General features: G+C 38.4%; 17 protein-coding genes and 1 riboswitch. Of the genes, 6 read left to right on the top strand and 11 right to left on the bottom strand.

Translation table 11 applies throughout. The features are described 5' to 3' along the window. Positions 1 to 67 precede the first annotated feature (67 nt). Positions 68 to 1,795, top strand: coding sequence for a globin-coupled sensor protein (locus MKY76_RS11460; RefSeq protein ID WP_066036792.1), 1,728 nt, complete (start codon positions 68 to 70; stop codon positions 1,793 to 1,795). 45 nt (positions 1,796 to 1,840) lie between these two features. Next, positions 1,841 to 2,122 carry an acylphosphatase gene (locus MKY76_RS11455; protein ID WP_048392882.1) on the top strand — a complete coding sequence of 94 codons (282 nt, stop codon included), beginning with the start codon at positions 1,841 to 1,843 and terminating at the stop codon, positions 2,120 to 2,122. Between the two features lie 345 nt (positions 2,123 to 2,467). Here the strand turns inward: MKY76_RS11455 and MKY76_RS11450 are convergent, their stop codons facing one another. Further along, positions 2,468 to 2,680: a hypothetical protein gene (locus MKY76_RS11450; protein ID WP_048392884.1), complete on the bottom strand. Its 213-nt coding sequence runs from the start codon at positions 2,678 to 2,680 to the stop codon at positions 2,468 to 2,470. A 416-nt stretch (positions 2,681 to 3,096) separates the two neighbouring features. Here MKY76_RS11450 and MKY76_RS11445 point away from each other — a divergent pair, with 416 nt between their 5' ends. After that, a complete protein-coding gene (locus MKY76_RS11445) occupies positions 3,097 to 3,747 on the top strand; it encodes a 5-bromo-4-chloroindolyl phosphate hydrolysis family protein (RefSeq protein ID WP_004230101.1) in 651 nt (216 codons plus the stop codon). Beyond that, on the top strand, positions 3,744 to 4,811 hold the full coding sequence (locus tag MKY76_RS11440) for a toxic anion resistance protein (protein WP_009371332.1): 1,068 nt from the start codon (positions 3,744 to 3,746) through the stop codon (positions 4,809 to 4,811). Before MKY76_RS11445 ends, MKY76_RS11440 begins: the two co-directional genes overlap by 4 nt. Before the next feature lie 48 nt (positions 4,812 to 4,859). On the opposite strand, the gene MKY76_RS11435 is transcribed toward MKY76_RS11440, so the two are convergent. The 9 genes from MKY76_RS11435 to MKY76_RS11395 form a co-directional block, all read right to left on the bottom strand. Next, positions 4,860 to 5,057, bottom strand: coding sequence for a DUF6501 family protein (locus MKY76_RS11435; RefSeq protein ID WP_048392887.1), 198 nt, complete (start codon positions 5,055 to 5,057; stop codon positions 4,860 to 4,862). Positions 5,058 to 5,320: 263 nt separating this feature from the next. Continuing rightward, on the bottom strand, positions 5,321 to 6,052 hold the full coding sequence (locus tag MKY76_RS11430) for an amino acid ABC transporter ATP-binding protein (RefSeq protein WP_004230107.1): 732 nt from the start codon (positions 6,050 to 6,052) through the stop codon (positions 5,321 to 5,323). 12 nt (positions 6,053 to 6,064) lie between these two features. Next, a complete protein-coding gene (locus MKY76_RS11425; RefSeq protein ID WP_004230111.1) occupies positions 6,065 to 6,790 on the bottom strand; it encodes an amino acid ABC transporter permease in 726 nt (241 codons plus the stop codon). 170 nt (positions 6,791 to 6,960) lie between these two features. Next, complete coding sequence (locus MKY76_RS11420; protein WP_004230114.1) at positions 6,961 to 7,818, bottom strand: transporter substrate-binding domain-containing protein; 858 nt, start codon at positions 7,816 to 7,818, stop codon at positions 6,961 to 6,963. A 119-nt stretch (positions 7,819 to 7,937) separates the two neighbouring features. Next, positions 7,938 to 8,124, bottom strand: a riboswitch (Lysine riboswitch). A gap of 339 nt (positions 8,125 to 8,463) precedes the next feature. Next, positions 8,464 to 9,726: a 2-oxoglutarate dehydrogenase complex dihydrolipoyllysine-residue succinyltransferase gene (gene odhB / locus MKY76_RS11415; RefSeq protein WP_048392889.1), complete on the bottom strand. Its 1,263-nt coding sequence runs from the start codon at positions 9,724 to 9,726 to the stop codon at positions 8,464 to 8,466. Between the two features lie 90 nt (positions 9,727 to 9,816). Then, complete coding sequence (locus MKY76_RS11410; RefSeq protein WP_342557865.1) at positions 9,817 to 12,642, bottom strand: 2-oxoglutarate dehydrogenase E1 component; 2,826 nt, start codon at positions 12,640 to 12,642, stop codon at positions 9,817 to 9,819. A gap of 232 nt (positions 12,643 to 12,874) precedes the next feature. After that, positions 12,875 to 14,260 (bottom strand): HAMP domain-containing histidine kinase, encoded by a 1,386-nt coding sequence (locus tag MKY76_RS11405; RefSeq protein ID WP_054548609.1) that lies wholly within the window; start codon positions 14,258 to 14,260, stop codon positions 12,875 to 12,877. Then, a complete protein-coding gene (locus MKY76_RS11400) occupies positions 14,257 to 14,931 on the bottom strand; it encodes a response regulator transcription factor (RefSeq protein WP_048392894.1) in 675 nt (224 codons plus the stop codon). The genes MKY76_RS11405 and MKY76_RS11400 overlap by 4 nt, the downstream gene beginning before the upstream one ends. Positions 14,932 to 15,043: 112 nt before the next feature. After that, positions 15,044 to 17,071: a diguanylate cyclase gene (locus MKY76_RS11395; protein ID WP_342557864.1), complete on the bottom strand. Its 2,028-nt coding sequence runs from the start codon at positions 17,069 to 17,071 to the stop codon at positions 15,044 to 15,046. A gap of 542 nt (positions 17,072 to 17,613) precedes the next feature. Here MKY76_RS11395 and MKY76_RS11390 point away from each other — a divergent pair. After that, entirely contained in the window at positions 17,614 to 18,162 is a 549-nt protein-coding gene (locus tag MKY76_RS11390) for a GNAT family protein (protein ID WP_004230128.1), read from the top strand. An 82-nt stretch (positions 18,163 to 18,244) separates the two neighbouring features. On the opposite strand, the gene MKY76_RS11385 is transcribed toward MKY76_RS11390, so the two are convergent. After that, a complete protein-coding gene (locus tag MKY76_RS11385) occupies positions 18,245 to 19,321 on the bottom strand; it encodes an undecaprenyldiphospho-muramoylpentapeptide beta-N-acetylglucosaminyltransferase (protein ID WP_048392899.1) in 1,077 nt (358 codons plus the stop codon). A gap of 171 nt (positions 19,322 to 19,492) precedes the next feature. Between MKY76_RS11385 and MKY76_RS11380 the strand changes: the two genes are divergently transcribed. Continuing rightward, on the top strand, positions 19,493 to 20,839 hold the full coding sequence (locus MKY76_RS11380; RefSeq protein WP_048392901.1) for an MATE family efflux transporter: 1,347 nt from the start codon (positions 19,493 to 19,495) through the stop codon (positions 20,837 to 20,839). Positions 20,840 to 20,842 lie beyond the last annotated feature (3 nt).

The raw sequence follows: 20,842 nt of genomic DNA, 5'->3' as shown, positions 1-20,842 counted from the left end.
TGTCTATTAAAACCACCTGAATTATGCTATTATTACCTTATTATACATACTTTTTGGAGGTATTTTTATGTTTTCAAGTATTCGACCTAAAGCAGAGCTAGAAGAACTACTCAAACGTGGTACAGATTTACATGCAACAGGCCGATTTTACCAAACACTGGCATTCAATCATTTCACTTCACAAGATGAGGAGCACTTAAAGGCACTCTATCAAAAGCTCAAAGACATTACCCCTTCCATGAATGCCATTTTTCATCATTATTTAAGCGAGATATCCCCTACCTCTCAATTAATCATTAGTGAAGAAAATATTAATCAATACTTAACACAGTTTTTCTTAGCAACTCGTGATGATCATTATGTAGATGAAACTGTCAAATTTTTCAATCTATTCCGCAAGCATCAATACGAGCCTGGTAAATTAATTGTTGTCTTCAACCAATTTGCCTTCTATATTACTACATATATTTTATACAATTTTGGTATCAAGCCAAATAAAGCATTTCAATATATGAAATCATTCCAATCCGCTGTCAATGTCGATCAAGAATTATTAGTGGAAGTGTTAACAGAACGCATTATTGAAAATGTGGTAGGAGAAGTATCTTCTTTAATGGATGTCAATGCCAAAATTATGTACATGAAAGATTTAGTTTTTAGCCTAGATAAGCAAAATGAAGAGATTCAATCCTCTACTGCTGCCACAGAACAGATTGCAGCTTCTATCAATGAGGTTGCACGCATGTCTTCTCATATATCAGAGAAAACAACTGAATCTGTTGACCATGCTACAAAAGGTAAAAACGCTATTGAGCATGCCCTATCGGAGATTTTTAAAACAGAGGAGACCTTTACATCCATTGTTGACTCATTTTCAGAATTACAAAAAAGGGTAAATGATATTGAACAGGTTGTCACATTAATCAATCAAATCGCCGATCAAACGAATCTACTCGCACTTAATGCCTCCATTGAAGCAGCGCGTGCAGGTGAACATGGGAAAGGCTTTGCGGTCGTTGCACAGGAAGTACGAAAGCTTGCTGAAAACACGGTAGCTGCGCTAAGTGAAGTATCCGCAAATGTTCATCATTTAAAGAGTTATTCGAATGATGTTTCTAACTCGATTACAGATACGACAGCTATTATTAAAGAAGCAACCGTTGAAGCAAAAGATTCGTTACCATTATTAAATGCCATTGTTCAAGCGATTGAGGGTATTAATTTAGATGTGACAAATACGGCTGCCATTTCCCAGGAACAAGCAGCCGCGATTGATGAAGTTTCAGCAAGAATGATCGAAATTTCAAGCTTGCAGGAAGATATTCGTGATTATAGTCATAATACATCCAGCGATATTCATTTATTAGGGAAAGAAATTAACCGTTTCCGTAATGATCTTATTGCTAACAATAATGTACAGCTTTCATCTATTGCCCTACTACAATTATCGAAGGCGGATCATATTTTATGGAAATGGCGCATTTATAACATGTTCCTTGGCCTAGAAAACGTTGATCCAAGCGATGTTTCTTCTCATAGAGACTGTCGACTTGGCAAATGGTACACTGCGCCTCGTACAGTCGAACGTTTCGGTCATTTACAGGACTATCATGAATTAGATGGCTATCATTTACGCGTCCATGAATCAGCGAAGCTTGCGGCTGAAGCCCATAAAGCGGGTCATATCGAACAAGCTGATATTCATCTAAAAGAAGTCGATGAGGCATCTAAGCATGTACTTTATCACATTAATAACTTAATTGCCTATTTAGAAAAAGAACGTGTCATGCAATAAAAGGAGAGGTTCGCCCCTCTCCTCTATTAAGTAGGAGGTATTCCCTTGAACAAACGAGCAAGTATAAAATTTTTTGGTGATGTCTATGGCACAGGCTACCGATTCTTCATCAAGCAAAAAGCTATTGAATTAGGGTTAAAAGGATACTGTCGATTGAATGACGCAGAGCAAATTGAAGTGGAAGTGGAGGGCTCAGAAAAGGCACTCAATGAATTTCTCCTCTTTGTCCAAAAAGGCGTTAGTCCCCAAGCCAATTCCAATTCATTTTCTTTAGAATTATACGATGATTTAAAAGGCTATATACGTATGGAGTCAGACATTGTTTAATGTCTGGCTTTTTTGTAGTGTTGTTGGGTTCAACAAATTTTAAACTAACACGGCGTTTTATTGTCACATAGGAAGTAATACAATTTACTTGTCCTTATTGCGGATATAATGCATGAAAAACTACTAAATACTTACCAGATATGTGCAATTTGTATATTAGATTGGGTGCATGCGAAGAACGATGTATTGCGTTTGTAAGAAAACCAAACGAAAAAGACGAAAAAGATTCAAATTGGAAGCCGTTTTTCTAGAGAGCTGACACTGGGCTATGGGTTCTTTGAATGATGCCTCCTCTCCTAGTTATTGAAATCAAAAAAGTCATGCTCTTAAGAACATGACCTATCATCATTTTTTGATTTTTATTTTTTGAATGGCAGCAACTAATATCGATTCATCAGTGATTTTCACATATTGATTTTTAGATTCCTTCATATAGCCTTCTTTGTTTAAATAGGCTTTTAATTTTGATTTTTTCTCAAAGACTTTTTCTTTCACTTTCTGTTCACTTACTGGTTCATCCATATTTTTTGTAATAGACACCAGAAAAATTTTCGTCATCCTATATCCCCCTTTGTATCAGTTACGAATTCATTTGGAAAAAGTTTCATACAAGACTCATTCATTTTGGATGAAGATGCTCTTCTTAGAGAATAAACCGCTCCTTTTCGAGTTGGAGCCGCTCATGGATCTCACTTAACAGCTCGCTTTGAGGCAGAAGCCGCTCTTGAATCAAATTACGCTCCTCTATTCAGTAATCGAGATGCAAAAAATCGCTCATTTCGATGTCAGAATGGCTCCTTAGGATAACAAAACCGACTTATTCATCGAAACAACTCACTTATTCTATGTATTATCATTGAGAAAGTTCACAAATAGCAGTAAAATTTATGTAAGGGATTAATTTTCAATGAAACTTTATGTCGATTATTTCGTATAAGAAGATAGACATATTGAAAAGCAAGGAGGATGAAACAATGCTTAGTGTCGGACAGTTTTTCTCTAGACATAGTGCCAGCTTTCTTATTTCGCTCACAACTGTTTCTATCGCAGCAATTGCGGCAAATCCTGGATTCTTCCTTGGTGGTTTACTGTTTGCGGGTTCCTATGCGACGAGTACAGCGTTGCTGAAACATAGACAAAAAAAGAAAGTCATGCAAATAGCAGGCATCACAAAAGAAGAATTCAAACACATTGAAACACAAGTATTAACAGCTAATAAGCATATTCAAACATTGAGTCAAAACTATTTACGTGTACGTTCTGTTTCAGCGTTTAAACAACTACTTGAAATGACGCGTATCTCCAAAAATATCGTCAAAATCGTCAAGACAGACCCACGTAAATTTTATAATGTGGAACCATTTTTCTATGCACACTTACCTTCTGCTGTAGAATTAACGGATAAATATACAATGCTTTCCAAGCAGCCAGTGAAGGATAAGGAAATTCAATTAACTTTATCCAAAACACGTGAAACCCTAACTGATTTGAATGACACAATTCAAATTGATTTGAAGGATGCGCTTGCAAATGATATCGATCATCTGCAAATGGAGATTGAATTCGCAAATCGTTCCAATCTTAGACGTAGAGAACAATTGGACTGGCGAGGCGATGATAAATGACAGCAAACGAACACGCATTTCAACTAAATACCATACCAGGGCTTTCTCCACTAGTCCAATCCTATTTAGAAACAACTCCGCAAAACGAGGCGATGGCGACTTATGAAACGCTATCGCCTCTTGCACAAAGTCGTGCATTACTGTATGCCAGTCAAATCGATTTGACTGATTTTGAATCATTGCTGTCCCTTGGGCAAGATTCACAGCGAGCTCTGTCTCAATTTGCCGACCGCATGCTTGCTCAAGTAAAGCAAAAGGATGTCACTAAAATTGGTCAAATGCTGGATTCTTTAATGCAGACGTTAGATCGAGTAGATCCGACTGCTTTGGAACCAAAAAAGCAAACCTTTTTCAAAAAAATCTTTGGCAAAACCGAGCCTAATGTGAAGCAAACACTCACAGAATTTGAACGTATTAGTATACAGGTGGAGCGCATTGGCGTTCAGCTAGAACGTGCACAGCTTCAGCTGATAAAAGATGTTGAAAACTTAGAGGCGCTTTATGCCCATAATCGAGGATTTTTTGAGGAATTGGCAACGGCGATTGCCGCAGGACAAATGAAAAAGCAGCAAGCCATTGAGGTAGAGCTACCTGCACAAATAACGAGTGTCCAAGCTACCAAACAGCCACTTGCGATCCAGCAATTAAATGACTTTGCTGCTCAAATCGAAAGACTCGATCAACGTATTTATGATTTACAAGTATCACAGCAAGTCGCTCTGCAAACAGCTCCTCAAATTCGTATGATTCAGCAGGCCAATCAAACATTAGCTGAAAAAATTGAGTTTTCTATCGTTACCTTGATTCCGCTCTGGAAAAACCAACTGGCGATGATGCTATCGATGCATATGGATCATCATTATGCACGTTTAGAGGAGCGATTATCAAGGGCTCATGATCGCTTCTCAAGTCCCACGTTTGAACAGCAAGTTTCGAAGTTTAAAGAAACACAGCAAGAGCTGCAAACAGCAATTAAAGATGTCTTTGCCCTGCATACCGCAACTGAACAAGAGAAACAACAGCTACAGGATGTGGCGGGTGCTAGCAGCTATCAGCGAGATTAACAAAAAAATGGGTGGCTCAGCAAATGTTCTGAACCACCCTGTTTGTTTTTATTCAAAATAATCTTTATAGTAGCCACCGACATTACCTGTGTTGTCGATGATAAAAACGAACTCTTCTGTTTCATTTTTCACTTCATACTCTTTTCCTACTGTTAATACGTTTGATACTAAGTATTTCGATGCATTTGTATGTTTGCAAGTAACCGTTCGTAATGTTGGCGCATCTTTCCATTTTAAATGTAACATATTCTCTCTACCTCTCTTTACTAGCAAAAGCTAATGTCTATTGCTTATTTTATAATATTTTTGGTCTTTTGTGGAGAAAAAAGAAATACTATACCTATTCTATCCAAAAAAAATGAATATTTGAGGTGTTATGATGAGTTTTGGTGGTGTACCGCAATGGTTTTTTATCATTGCTGTAGCATTCGCAATCTGCTTTGTACTTTATGCAGAATGGAATTCTAGAAAATAAGTGAGTCCAACAGGTTGGACTCACTTTTTTGTGCTTATTTTAATGTACGCTTTAAAAATTCCTTCGTACGTTCATGTTGTGGATTGACTAATACTTGTGCTGGAGGGCCTTCTTCCACAATTACACCTTTATCCATAAAGACAACACGATCTGCTACTTCTTTGGCAAATTCCATCTCATGTGTCACGATGAGCATCGTATTGCCCTCGTTTGCTAGCTGACGCATTACCTTTAATACCTCACCCACCATTTCTGGGTCTAATGCGGATGTTGGCTCATCGAATAGCATTACATCAGGATTCATTGATAAGGCACGAGCGATGGCCACACGCTGCTTTTGTCCGCCTGAGAGTTGACGGGGCTTGGCATTCACATATTGATCCATGCCAACGATTTTCAAGTATTTAAGCGCCGTTTCTTCTGCTTCTTTTTTCGAACGTTTTAACACTTTGATTTGGCCCACTGTGCAATTACTTATGACATTGTGGTTGTTAAATAAATTGAACTGCTGGAACACCATGCCTAAATGTGTGCGATATTCTTGAATATTGTGCTTTTCATCTAGGATGTCTTCCCCTTTATAAATAATTTGACCGCCACTTGGCGTTTCTAATAAATTTATGCAACGAAGCAATGTGGATTTACCAGAGCCAGAGGAGCCAATTAAACAAACTACCTCCCCTTTTTCCACTTGGAAATTCACATCTTTTAACACTTGGTTACGTCCAAATGATTTACTTAAATGCTCGATTTTAATGACTGCCATTTGTGCGTCCCCCTATACGGCTTCTTTTTGTTCTTTTTGATAGGCATCAGGACCATCTAGACGTTTTTCAACATACAGAAGGATGCGAGATGCGGTAAATGTCATGATGAAATAAAGAACACATGCAACGAAGAATGATTCGAAATAACGGAAGTTGTTACCCGAAATTGATTTTGTTTGGAAGAATAATTCCGTTACTCCAATGACATTTAATACGGCTGTATCTTTAATATTCATGATTAATTGGTTACCTGTCGCTGGTAAAACATTACGCGCTACTTGTGGTAAGACAACATGAAGCATAATTTGGAAGTGATTCATGCCAATTGCTGATGCTGCCTCGTATTGACCATTATCAATGGATACAATACCGCCACGAACAATTTCTGCCATATATGCCCCAGTATTGAGGGAAACGACTAAAATACCTGCTGTAATAAAGTGCATATCGATACCGAATGCGATATCTAATCCGTAGTAGACAACCATAGCTTGTACAATCATTGGTGTACCACGGAAAAATTCAACATAGCATGTTAGTATAAAATTAATGAGCTTTAAGCTATAAAATTTCACACCTTTTTTACGAACTGGAATCGTATGCATAATTCCGATGAAAAATCCGATAAATGCACCAATAATTGTACTAATACTCGAAATCAGTAACGTATAATACGCACCTCGTAAAAACATTTGCCAGTTGTTTTCAATAATTGAAAGTATCCATTCAAGACTCATGATGTTCCTCCTAACAATGTCATCTTGCTCGCTTATTTCTTTTGTGTCCTAGCTCTTTCTACCATTCTATGATTTGTCACGCTAGGACATTATCATTATGTAGAGAGGTTCTCATTTTGATAATGATGAAATGATCATGCACGGACTAATTGCTAGTCCGTGCCATGTCATTATTGTGCTGCGGGTTGTTGAGAAATAGCTTCTTCCATAATCGCTTGACGATCATCTTCTGAAATGCCTTTTAGGATTTCATTGATTTTTTCACGATTTGCATCATCTTTACGTAAGCCTACAGCAATTGAAGTATTTGATAGGTCTGTATCAAAGCCTTCTTCAAATGCTACATATGTGAATTTATCGTTGGCAGCAGAAGCGGAAATGCCCTCTGGACGTTCAGCTACATAGCCATCAATTTTACCTGCTTCTAACGCCACACGCATTGCTGGGAAGCTCTCCATTGCTGTTTGCTTTTCTACGCCTTTAATTTGATCGATAACTGTGTAGTTTGATGTATTTAATTGTGATGTAATTTTAGCACCTGAGAAGTCTTGAATCGATTTTGCGCCTTCATATTTGCTACCTTTTTTAATAACCATAACAAAATCCGAAGTATAATAGTTTTCTGTAAAATCAATTGTTTTCTTACGTTCTTCTGTTGGTGACATACCTGCAATAATTGCATCAATTTTGTTTGATTGTAGCGCTGGAACTAAACCGTCCCACTCCATTTTAACAATGACTAACTCTTTGCCTAGACCTTCGGCAATTTTCTTTGCCATTTGTACATCATAGCCACCAGCGTACTCTGCATTATCCGCAATTTTCACTGCGCCATTTGCATCGTCTTGCTGTGTCCAGTTGAACGGTGGGTAGCCAGCCTCCATTCCAATTCGGAATTCACCGCCGCCTTCTTCTTTGTCAGTTCCAGCATCACTTGAACCGCCCTCTTTTTTGTCACTTGTGCCACATGCAGCTAGCACAATTGCCGTCATGATAGAGATCATTACTAACAACCATTTTCTTTTCATGAAAAACTCCCCTTTTCTGTAAAAAAATAAGACAACTGTACTAAAAAAGACCTAAGTTTACTGAACTTAGGTCTTACCTTTTATGACAGTTGCCCAAATCCTCACTATAATTTCCATGTTTCCGAGATAGCACAACCTAGTAAATCTGGAAATCCATTTACTAGGACAGTCCTGCACTTATTCACTGCAGACCCAGTATAAAAGTACGAGCTCCTTTTATACTTCGGCGATATTTCCTTCTTCATTGCGTCTTCGCTTGCTTTTACTCAACAATGAACTAATAAATACCGCGCCTCTACCTCACTGGTAACAATTCGTGAGGTTTGTTTATTTAATTGATATTTAGATACTACTATAAAACTAATATGTTCGTCAAGACGATTTTAACATTTTTCTGACTAATGACAATATTAGGATATTGTGCGTTCTGCTTCCACTTTAAATCGTTGAACTTTTGTTGATATTTCTGAAAATTACAACAAAAATTTATTATAGAGTATGTTCTATATGTGAGAAAAGTTTCGTTTTTTCTTTCTTTGCTCCTCTAAACGATGTAACATTCGCACTCTTTCAAGCATAGAATCGGTCAGTACCTTTCGTCATACAAAAAACCCTGCTGAACATTGTTCGCAGGGTTTAATGGGATTATGAATTTAATAATAAATCTTCAGGATTTTCGATTAATTCTTTAACTGTTTTTAAGAATCCTACAGAATCTTTACCATCGATGATACGGTGATCGTATGAAAGTGCTACATACATCATTGGACGGATTTGAACTTCACCATTTACTGCAACTGGACGGTTTACAATTGAGTGCATACCTAAAATACCAGCTTGCGTACCGTTCATAATTGGTGTTGACATTAATGAACCGAATACACCACCATTTGTGATTGTGAATGATCCACCAGCCATGTCATTTAAGCCTAATTTTTTATCACGAGCTTTTGTCGCTAAGTTAGCAATATCTTTTTCGATTTCTGCAAAGTTTTTGCTATTTGCATCGCGTACAACTGGTACGACTAAACCTTCTTCAGTCGATACAGCAATACCGATATCAAAGAAGTTATTTAAATGAATTTCATCGCCAGAGATTTGAGCGTTTACGTATGGGTATTTTTTCAGTGCTGCAACAACAGCTTTAGTGAAGAATGACATGAAACCAAGTTTGATGTCGTTTGCTTTTACAAACTCTTCTTGTTTACGTTTACGAAGTGCCATGATGTTTGTCATGTCAATTTCGTTGAATGTTGTTAACATTGCTGTTGATTGTTTAACTTCTAATAAACGTTTTGCAATTGTTTGGCGACGACGGCTCATTTTTTCAATTGTTACACGGTCAGAATTAGCTGCTGGTGTGAATACTACTGGGCCACCTGAAGTTGCTACGGATGTAGGTGCTGCTGCTGGTGCTACAGCTGGTGCTGTACCATGAGCTGCTACATCTTGTACACGTACACGTCCTTGTGGATCTACTGGAGATACCGCTGCAAGGTCAATACCTTTTTCACGTGCAAGACGACGTGCTGCTGGAGATGCAACTACACGCTCACCAGAAGTTTCTTCTACTACTGGAGCTGCTGCAACTGGTGCAGGTGCTGCTTGTGGCGCTGCTGGTGCAGGTGCTGCCTCAGTTGGTGCTGCCGCTGCTGGAGCTGCTGCTGCGCCTTCGCCTGCTTCTACTACTGCGATAACTTGACCAACTAGTACAGTATCGCCTTCTTCAGCTAAAATTTGTGTTAATACACCTGCTTCTTCAGAAATGATCTCAGCGTTTACTTTATCTGTTTCAAGTTCAACGATGAATTCACCTTTTTCAACGCGATCGCCCACTTTTTTTACCCACTGTGCGATACTACCTTCTGTAATCGATTCTGCTAATTCAGGGACTTTAATTTCAGCCACTTTCATTTCCTCCTTTGATTAACGTGCATGACGCACATAGAAGGGCTACTGCTTAAGGGCAAGTAGCCCGGTTTCAAAAATTGATATATGTTATTTAACCTTTACTGGCTCAGCAACCGCATCTTCAATAAGAGCTGCTTGTGCTGCTTTATGAGAATCTGCATCCCCTTCAGAAGTTGAGCTCATTGCAGGACGGCCTACATAGCGAAGTTTTTTACCTTCTGAAAGTTCATATAATGTTTCTAATGCATAATTCCATGAGCCTTGGTTTTTAGGTTCTTCTTGTACCCAAACAATCTCTTTTGCATTAGGATACTTAGCAATGATACCAGCTACTTGCTCTTTTGGGAATGGGTAAAGTTGTTCTACACGAATAATGTGTAGGTGATCGAAGCCTTCGCCGTCTTTCACGCGCTCTGCTAAGTCAATCATCACTTTACCTGTACCTAAAACGATACGCTCTACAGCTTCTGGTTTAGCCCCTAAGCCTGGTTGTTCAATCACTTCTTGGAATGAACCATTTGCTAATTGCTCAGCATTCGCCGCAGCTAATGGGTGACGTAATAATGATTTTGGTGATACGACTACAAGTGGACGTACCCCTTCTGTACCTAATAATGCTGCTTGACGGCGTAATAAGTGGTAGTAGTTTCCTGCATTTGAACAGTTCGCTACAAACCAGTTATTTTCAGCTGACATTTGTAAATAGCGTTCCATACGGCTTGAAGAGTGCTCTGGACCTTGACCTTCATAACCATGAGGTAAAAGGATAACTAGACCAGATTTTTGACCCCATTTTGAGCGTGCCCCTGAAATAAAGTTATCAAACATCACTTGTGCCATATTCGCAAAGTCACCGAATTGTGCTTCCCATACTGTTAGTACATGGCTATTTTCTAGGTTGTAACCATACTCAAAGCCTACCACCCCAGCTTCAGTCAGCGGAGAGTTGTGTACTGTAAAGGATGCGTTCGCACCAGAAATATGGTGTAGTGGTGTGAAGACATTGCCATTGTTTTTATCATGCAGTACTAAGTGACGTTGAGAGAATGTACCACGTTGTGCATCTTGACCTGTAAAGCGTACTGGTGTGCCATCTTGAATAATCGTTGCATACGCTAAAGTTTCAGCATGACCCCAGTCAACTTTTGCAGACGCATAAGCATCACGGCGTTTTTCTAAGATTTTACCAAGCTTTTTCTGTGGTTCGAAGTTTTCTTCAAACACTAAAAGTTCTTCATTGATTTTTTCTAAACGTTCCGCACCTACTGCTGTATCAATTTGTGGGAACTCTACTTTTAATTCTTCTGGCATTTCTAAATGATGATGATCATCTTTTTCTGCCATTTCTTTGACGTGGTCATAGGCTGCTTGCATTTCTGCATAGATAGCTGTATCTAGTGCAGCTACATCATCAGCAGTTACAAGACCTTCTGCCACTAATTGTGCACCATATAATGCACGCACTGTTTCATGTTTAGACACTAATTTGTATGTTTCTGGGTTTGTCACTGTTGGGTCATCTGTTTCATTATGACCATGGCGACGGTAACCTACTAAGTCCACAATAATGTCTTTGCCAAATGTTTGACGGTAGTTTGCCGCAAAACGTCCAACTTGCACTACTGCCTCTGGGCTATCTGCGTTAACATGGATTACTGGTACTTCATAGCCTTTTGCAGGGTCAGAAGAATACACAGAAGAACGAGAATCATAATGTTCTGTTGTGAATCCAATCATATTGTTTGCGATAATATGGATTGTTCCACCTGTTGTAAAGCCTTCTGTTTTAGCGAAGTTTAACACTTCTGTTACAATCCCTTGACCTGGGAATGCAGCATCACCGTGTACAAGAATGCCTAAGCCCTTTGTACGGTCAAAAATAGGTTGCCCTGGTTTAGATGTATCATCTTGTGTTGCACGAGTAGCACCAAGTACTACTGGATTGCCCACTTCTAAGTGAGATGGGTTGTAAGCCAATTTCACATTCATACCGGATTCACGGTTGTAAGAAGCACCCATGTGGTATTTCACATCACCTGTCCAACCTTTTGTAATTTCAAGGCGGCCATGCTCTGGCATAAATAAATCATTGGAAACATGTGCAAAATCAGAGAACATCATGTCATAAGGTTTATTTAAAATGTGTGTTAAAACGTTTAAGCGACCACGGTGTGCCATACCAATACGTACGTTTTCCACATTTTTTGCTTCTGCCGTTTTAATAATTTCATCAAATAGAACGATTTGCGTATCTAAGCCCTCACCAGAGAAACGCTTTTGTCCTACAAAAGTTTTATGAATAAATTTCTCGAAATTTTCAACGCGAGTTAAACGATCTAACAAGGCTTTCTTCTCATCCGCAGATAATGCTTGTTTGAATGAGCCTGATTCGATTTGCGCTTGAATCCAATCACGTTCTTCAGTAGCTACTACGTGACCATATTCAAATGCTACTTTATCTGTATAAATAGCTTTTAAATAGTCGATTGCATCCTTACCATTTTTCACGTTTGCTGGCACATCTTTGAAGAAGATTGCTGCAGGAATTTCAGCTAAATCTGCAGCGCTTAAGTTGAACGCGCTTTCTTCAATTTGAGCTGTTTGTAGTTCACGGTTTTTCAGAGGATAGATATCTGCTGCTAAATGACCGCGTGAACGAATTGCATCTGCTAGTTTTACAGCGGCTAACACTTTTTTGTAATCGCCAGCAGGAGCCGCTGCTGTATGACTAGCTACAGCTACTTCACCTTCTACTACTACTGGTGCACCAAATTGTTGGAATAAAGAAACTAACTCCGGTTCTACTTCTTCAGGAGACTGTAAGAATAAGTCGTATTGCTCCATCACATATCCTAGGTTAGGACCAGAGAAAGCTGACCATGGAGAACTTACAGTTGTAACGTTGTTCGACATGAAAAATGACCTCCAAATTTTGCCTTTCGGCAGTTCCATTAATTAAATTGCAATTAATTATATAATATTTAGCCGTTCTTTAAAAGAATGTTTCTCACTACTTTTCCATATTTTAAAGAACGTTTTTTCCATCTCAATCTTACTACTCTTCACAAAAAATACAACTCTTTTTAGCAAATTAAGCAATTTTTTTCGCAAAGGATAGAATAATGAAATAAAGCGTGTATTTTTCTTAATATTTTAGCGGGATTTTCAGCGAGAAAACGGTTCCAATATTAACCTCACTCTTGACTTCTACTGTGGCATTGTATTTTTCAAGTAACATCTTCGAAATACTAAGCCCTAAGCCTGTTCCACCAATTTGGCGATTTCTTGCTTCATCCACTCGATAAAAACGATCAAAGATAAACGGAATATTGTCTTGTGCTATTCCTATACCATTATCAGTAATTTCTAAACATGCATAATTTCCAGCAACAGAAATAGAAATTTGTATCTCAGGAATTTTTTCACAATAACGAATGGCATTCTCTATTATATTACGAACGATTTGACTTAGTGCATTTTCGGTGATAAATAACGGACCAATTTCACCATGTTTCGACAGCGATATTCGCGCTTGTGGATGAACAAGCTTTACCTCATCCATCACTGCTTCGATGACCACTAATGCATTAGCCTCACTTGTTTCATCTTTTTCCTCACGCCGTGCAAGTTCTAATAATTCCTCAATCATTTTGCGCATACGAGCAATTTCTGTTAAGGAGGTATCAATGGATTCCTCTAATATGGCAGGATCATGTTTGCCCCATCTTTTTAAAAGAGAAAGATGCCCTTCAATTGCTTGAATCGGTGTACGCAGCTCATGAGAAGCATCGGCGACAAATTGCTGCTGCTGGGTAAATGAGATTTGCAGCTCGTTCATCATGGCATTATACATCTTCAGTAAATCACCAATTTCGTCATGTGATGTATAGGTTAGCTGTATAGGCTCCTTAAATCCTTGATCCATCACAGTTTTCATGGATGCACGCAATTCGTGTAGTGGCTTCATTAAATAGTTCGCTAGATAATAGCCAATAGAGCCAGATAACACTAAGGCTCCTAACCCTGCAATCAGCATGGCTGTCAAAAGATAATGCATGAGAGATTGAAAACTAGTTAACGGATGAATCACCTGAATATAGCCTTGGAAAAAGCCCATCCGAATCGGTTCATTAATGACCAGCACATCCTGCTTATCAATGGTCATCTCAAAAATTTCTTGCAACGAATTAAGTGGTGCAGCAGCAGAGGTATCATTGATTCGTAAAATATCCACCCCATCAGCATTAAATATTCGGACCGTCTCATCACGATCCGCAATCGATTTGAGCAAGCCTGTATTTTGCTGAATTTGCTGAATGGTAATTGTAGGACCTTGGGACTCTAAAAATGAGATGATATCCTTACTTGTCCGATTGACCTTACTCTCCTCATCATTTAATAACCATGTATGCAGAGAAAGATAGACGACTACACAAATTATCGTAAAGCTAATAAAGATGACACTGCTTGAGGTCAGCATCCATTTTTTTTGCAGGGACTGCTGACGTAAATAATTTCTTAACTTATTCATTCTCGCATCACATACCCAACACCGCGAACGGTTTCAATATAATCATTCATCGCCCCAGGGAGTTTTGTACGTAAATGTCTGATATAAACATCTACCACGTTGGTCTCGATATCCGTATCATAGCCCCAAACGGATGTTAAAATATGCTCTCGTGTACATACTCTATTTTTGTGCTCAATTAATAGTTTCAATAAGTCATATTCTGTCTTTGTTAGATCAAGTTTATTCCCCTGAACGAAAACTTCATAGGCAGCTACATCTATTTCAATATCCCGTAGGCATAAAGATTCACTGCTTGTCTGCTCTGGCGTGACACGACGTAAAATCGTCCGTATCCTAGCCAGCAGCTCTTCTATCGCAAAAGGTTTGACGATATAGTCATCAGCCCCTGCATCGAGTCCTGCTACACGATCCATCACAGCATCTCGTGCCGTTAATAAAATGATCGGTACTTGTGATTGTGTCCGGATACGACGGCAAATCTCAATCCCATTAATACTTGGTAACATCACATCCAGTAAAAGTACATCAAAATTTTCCGATGTTGCCAAAGCCAAACCTTCTCGACCATCAAAGGCAGTTTTTACTTCATAGCCTTCGTGTTGTAATTCAAGTTCGACAAAGCGAGCGATATGCTTTTCATCTTCTACCAACAATATCTTCTTAGGCATCATATCACCTTCTATTCCAAAATAACGATGTAGGATTTTTATCCCTATACTGTTATAGCATAACATCAAATAAAAAGCCTGTCTCACAAGGAAAACCTTGTGGACAGACTTTTTAGTGTATATCTGAAATGGAGAGGTTGTTTTTCCCCGACTCTTTTGATTTATATAATGCTTGGTCAGCTAAATCCATTAGCTCATCCAATGTTCGAGCATGGTCTGGGTAATAGGCAATGCCAATTGAAGCAGTTGGTGTAAAAAGATGATCCTCTATCATCCAGCCTTCTGCTAATTCATCGCGAATACGTCGAATAATATGCATAATTTGATGATGTCTTTTTTCCTGATCTCTTGTTAAGCCAGTTAAGATGACAATAAATTCATCGCCACCTATTCGAATAACCATATCATGGCTTCGAACTGTTTTGTTCAAGGAACTGCCAAATCGCTGAATAAACGCATCGCCCGTCTCATGGCCAAAACGATCATTTACTTCTTTAAAATCATCACCATCTATATAGAGCATCGCCACACAGGTTTGATTTTCATTTGCTTCTGCTAGGATTTTAGGAAACTCCTTTTCTAAAAAACGCCGATTAGGTAGCTGTGTTAAAGCGTCGTGATAGGCTAAATACAGCAAATCATTTTCCCTTTCTTTGCGATGTGTAATTTCACGAGACACCATCATAATTTGAGAAACTTTTTCACGTTCAGGGTCGTGCACAACCGTGACATTTCCTTCTGTCCATATCGGTGTTCCATCTTTCGCCTTCAGTAAAAGCTCAAACTGTGAATCTGTTTGCCCTGTATAATTATTCAAGAATGTTTGCCATTCGCCTTTACTTTCTCGATCAATAATGTCACTGTAAAACTGTCCTTGTAGCTCTACATTTTCATAACCTAAATAAATACCATAGGACGGGGAAGCATAAATAATGATGCCATCCTCATTTGTAATCACAATTAAATCATTTGTATTTTCTGTAATGAGTCTGAAAGTACGTTCAATATTTTTTAATTCTGTGAACATTCTTTTCTTATCCGTAATATCATAGTTAATGGTTAAAATTTGTTCGATTTGACCAAACTCATCTTTTAATGGAACGATGGTAGTTTCTACCCAGTAATCGGCATGATATTTCGTTCGATAGCAAAGTTCTCCACGCCACATTCCCATCGTGTCCAGCTTATCTTCAATTATTTGAAAAAGGTCTTGCCCACGGAATCGTGGTTCGATCAATGCGTAGGGCTGACCGATTAACTCCTCCGCCGTGTAGCCAGAAGCCTGTAAAAACATCTCACTCACTTCGGTAATGTTACAATTATGATCTAATACAGCAATGGCTGTAGCTGAATTTAATGCAGATTTAAATACTTCTAGCCCGTGAGACTTCGAGCGTAATTCTGCTTTTTGTAAAGTAAATTGTGTAAAATCTTGCATGATAAGAAATATGGCAAAGGAGTTATCATCCTGCATCACTGGTGATAGTGACAGTAAATACATGCGTTCCTGCTGGTCCAATGTATGCAATTTAATAAACTTCTCGCCAACGTTTTCCCCTCTTGCAGCTTTCTGCAAACAAATTTTTATTTGTTCAACTTCTTCCTTTGGAATAATCGGTAAATCCACAAACATTTTCTGTTTGACGGTTTCATTATCTAATTGAAAATCTTCCATAAAGCTTGAATTCACTTCGTATATCATTCCTTCAGCCGATAAAATGACTGTTGAGAAAAAGGCATGGTCAAACATGGACCGCATAAATAAAAATTTATCTTCAATACTGCGGTCATAAAGTATTTCCTTCGTGATGGCTAAAATATAGTCTTCGTTCTCATATTTCAACGGTCTGACGGATGTTTCATATTTACGAACCTCCGACTGAACATATGCATAATCTACATAGTCAACCTGTTTATGTTCTCTAATGGCCTCATGGTAATTTTTCTGAATGATCAAAAAATTACGCTTTGAGGTAACGGTCGAAATCATTTTGCCAATCGCCTCATTCGATAACAGATCCTGAGCTGCTTGATTTAAGCGAATATATTGATAATCGTCCCCTACTTTTTTCACGAGAAAAACAAAATCCTTGCCAATAAATAATGAGTTAAAGAAATCTTCGCTTAAAATATACTCCATGCTGTCACCTCCAGAAAAGCCATTGCCATCATGATAGAAATGTTCGTATGTATGTGTTGTTAGATTAAAAATAATACTACTATTATAACATAAAAATAAAAAATTACCTTTCTAGAATCGTAAAAATTATATCCTTTTAAGGATAATATTTGATATATTACCTATTATAACAAGCCAACAATCCTACTAAAGATGTAGATATATGATTAATATTAGTTAAAATTGATAGGATAGTCTTAATGCTAAAAAACAACAATATTATGGATAATCACATTTCATTTATCAGAATTTACTGACTATTAAACTCAAATTTTGTTTTTTTACGAGCAAAATGATTGCATCAAGCAGTTTATATGTTATATTATATTTAAAAAACTAGCCTTTTTTCGGTATGGTCGAAATCAGTAAGACAGCGGGAGATTATGGAATATCATAGTTATAACGTCTAGTTCTTTGGGTTTTAATTCCAGTACGAATTTTAGTTTTCTTCTTTATGCTTCAACGGAATTGTTTTAACTACCCTAGTAAAGGAGGCGTTTCGTATGCTTAAACATCGAGACCTGCATGAATGTACAGAGCTTTATGAGCTATTATCACACCCTTCTGTATTCCCTTTTGTCCGTCAAAAAGCCACATCCGCTGATGAATATTGGTTTATGACAAAACAACTGATTGAAGAGGAAGCGAGAGGACTCGCTATCTCGAGGACCATAACTGATGATTGGGGTCAACCAATCGGCACCATTAGTATTCACGATGTGGAGGACGGTGCAGGCTTTCTAGGAACGTGGATTGGACTCCCTTACCAAGGTAAAGGTTATAATCAAAAAGCAAAAATGTTATTTTTGAACGAGTTATTTTTTGACTATAATTTTCATACGGTCTTTCTCCGTATACGTGTTGAAAATTTAAAATCACAGCGTGCTGCTTTAAAGCTTCCCTATGTGGTGAGTGCCAATGAAAGTCATCCAACATTATTAGCGCAGGTTAATAGCGGTGAGGCACAATTTAATTTATTTAAAATTCCAAAAGATTTATTCTACCTAACAACGGCACATCAAATGCAAGAAGGCGAAGAGCAAGCAATGTAGTGTGTAAATATATAAAAGAGAAGCTATAAGGTTTTGTCATTTCGACCTACCTCATAGCTTCTTTTCTTTTTTCAAATAGCACTTATTTCTTGTACCGTAAAATTAATGACGCCATTTCATCTGGTGTTTTTGGTTTTTGCGTTTTTGCCATTGTCTCCACCATTTCCACTTTACGCTCTGTTAGTGTATGAACAGACTTCATAAAAGATTCCTTTGTCAACTCGTCTTCCTGTAACACTTCTGCGTAACCTTGTTTTTTAAACAAGTTGGCATTTAAAATTTGATCTCCACGGCTTTTTTGCGCTGAGAGAGGTACTAATAGCATCGGCTTGTGAAGCGCTAAAAATTCAAAAATGGAGTTAGAGCCTGCTCGTGACACAATAAAGTCTGCAGCATGCAATAAATCAGGTAACTCTGTTGTCACATACTCAAATTGCTTGTAGCCTGGCATTGCCTCCAGTGCTTCATCATAATTCCCCTTCCCACATAAATGAATGATGTGAAATTGCTTGAGGAGCTCTGGTAAGTTTTTACGTAGTGCCTCATTTAAGACAACAGAGCCTAAACTCCCTCCCATAACAAGTAAAACAGGCTTTAAAGTAGAAAAGCCGCAGAAAGCTAGCCCCCTTGCTCTTTCTCCCTCAAATAACTCAGGACGAATAATGGAGCCTGTGCAAGTAGCCTTCTCTTGAGGTAAATGCTTCAGAGTTTCTTCAAAAATTGTGAATACATGTGAAGCAAAAGGTAAGGCAATTTTATTGGCAAGACCAGGTGTTACATCAGATTCATGGATGACGACTGGCACACCTGCTAATTTCGCTGCCATCACAACGGGTACAGAGACAAACCCTCCCTTTGAAAAGACAACCTGTGGCTTCACTTTTTTAATAATACGAAAAGCCTGCATCATTCCAGCAAGCACTTTAAATGGATCTGTAAAATTTTTCATGGAGAAATAACGACGCAATTTACCACTCGCAATGCCATAAAACGGAACATCGGGGAACGCCTCGCCAATTAATTCTTTTTCAATACCTTGCTCTGAGCCAATATAGTGGACATCATAACCAAGTTCTAGTAAAGACGGGAGTATCGCCTGATTTAACGATACATGGCCAGCTGTCCCACCACCGGTTAAAATGATTGTTTGTTGTTTCACACAAATTCTCCTATTCCTTAAAAACCATTGTAGTTAGCACTACTTTTTGTTTACAGTGTTCTATTTTACTATATGCTGACGAAAAGATATAGATGAAGCATGAAAATTTCAGCTTTTCTCTCTTTACATATGCTATACTTGTTCATTATGTTCATGAAGGAAGTAGAAAATATGTATCAAACATCCACAATTAAGGAAAAATACGTGCTACTCTTAAAAATGATTGTCCCTATTTTAGTGACACAGGTAGCTATTTATCTTATTTCATTTTTTGATATTTTAATGTCCAGTCGTTACGGGACGGTTGATTTAGCAGGTGTTTCGATTGGTTCCTCTATATGGATGCCGATTTATACTGGACTTTCAGGTATACTCCTAGCTATTACGCCAATTGTCTCACAGCTTGTGGGAGCGAAAAAAGAGATGGATGCAAAAAAGGCAGTCCAGCAAGGCATTTATGTCGCCATATTGCTGGCGATCCTTATTTTTACAGGACTCTTCTTTGGCATTGATTGGATACTTAGTAAGATGAACTTAGAGTCTGCTGTACATAGCATTGCAAAAGGCTACATCTATGCGATGTGTGCGGGTCTTTTGCCACTTTTCTTATTTTTTGTTATGCGTTGCTTTATTGACGCCCTTGGTCAGACACGGGTCACGATGATCATTACCTTAATGACAACACCCATTAATATTGTGCTGAACTATATCTTTATTTTCGGCAAATTTGGTGCGCCTGAGCTTGGCGGCGTCGGAGCTGGTGTAGCGACAGCAATAACGTACTGGCTAATATTCATGATTACAGTATGGATCATCGCTAAACGAGTACCGTTCGAACGATTCCGTCTGTTTCATGATTGGCCTAAGCTTGAATGGCTTCGATGGAAGGAAATTTTATTGATTGGGGTACCGATCGGTATTTCCCTATTTGCAGAAACAAGTATTTTTTCTGCTGTGACCATGATGATGAGTAATTTTAGCACAGAAATCATCGCAGCCCATCAGATTGCCATCAATTTCACTTCTCTGTTATACATGGTTCCGCTCAGTATTTCTATGGGTGTCACAATATTAGTAGGTTTTGAGATCGGCGCTGGTCGCATGCGAGATGCTCGTATGTATAGTTATTTATGTGTCGGCACAGCCATTTTATTTAGCTTTATATCAGCTTGCATCTTGTTTATTTTACGTGAACCTGTAGCACATATGTATACGACAGATCAGATGGTACTTGAGTATGCTGTACAATTTTTAGTCTACGCAGCCATTTTCCAGCTATCTGATGCGATACAAGCACCAGTACAAGGCGCATTGAGAGGCTATAAAGATGTTATGATCACGTTTATCATGGCCATTATATCTTATTGGGTGATTGGCTTGCCAGTTGGGTATACCCTTGCCACACATACGGATTTCGGCCCATTTGGCTATTGGATTGGCCTTGTGGCAGGTTTAACAATGGGCGCAATTACTCTTTTAATCCGTCTATTGGTTGTTCAAAAAAGAGTCACTGTTTAACAA

This window comes from Lysinibacillus sp. FSL P4-0201 (assembly GCF_038593425.1).
Taxonomy (GTDB): Bacteria; Bacillota; Bacilli; order Bacillales_A; family Planococcaceae; genus Lysinibacillus; species Lysinibacillus capsici.
Note: the sequence above shows the minus strand (reverse complement) of the source record. Positions and strands in the feature narration are given on the sequence as shown.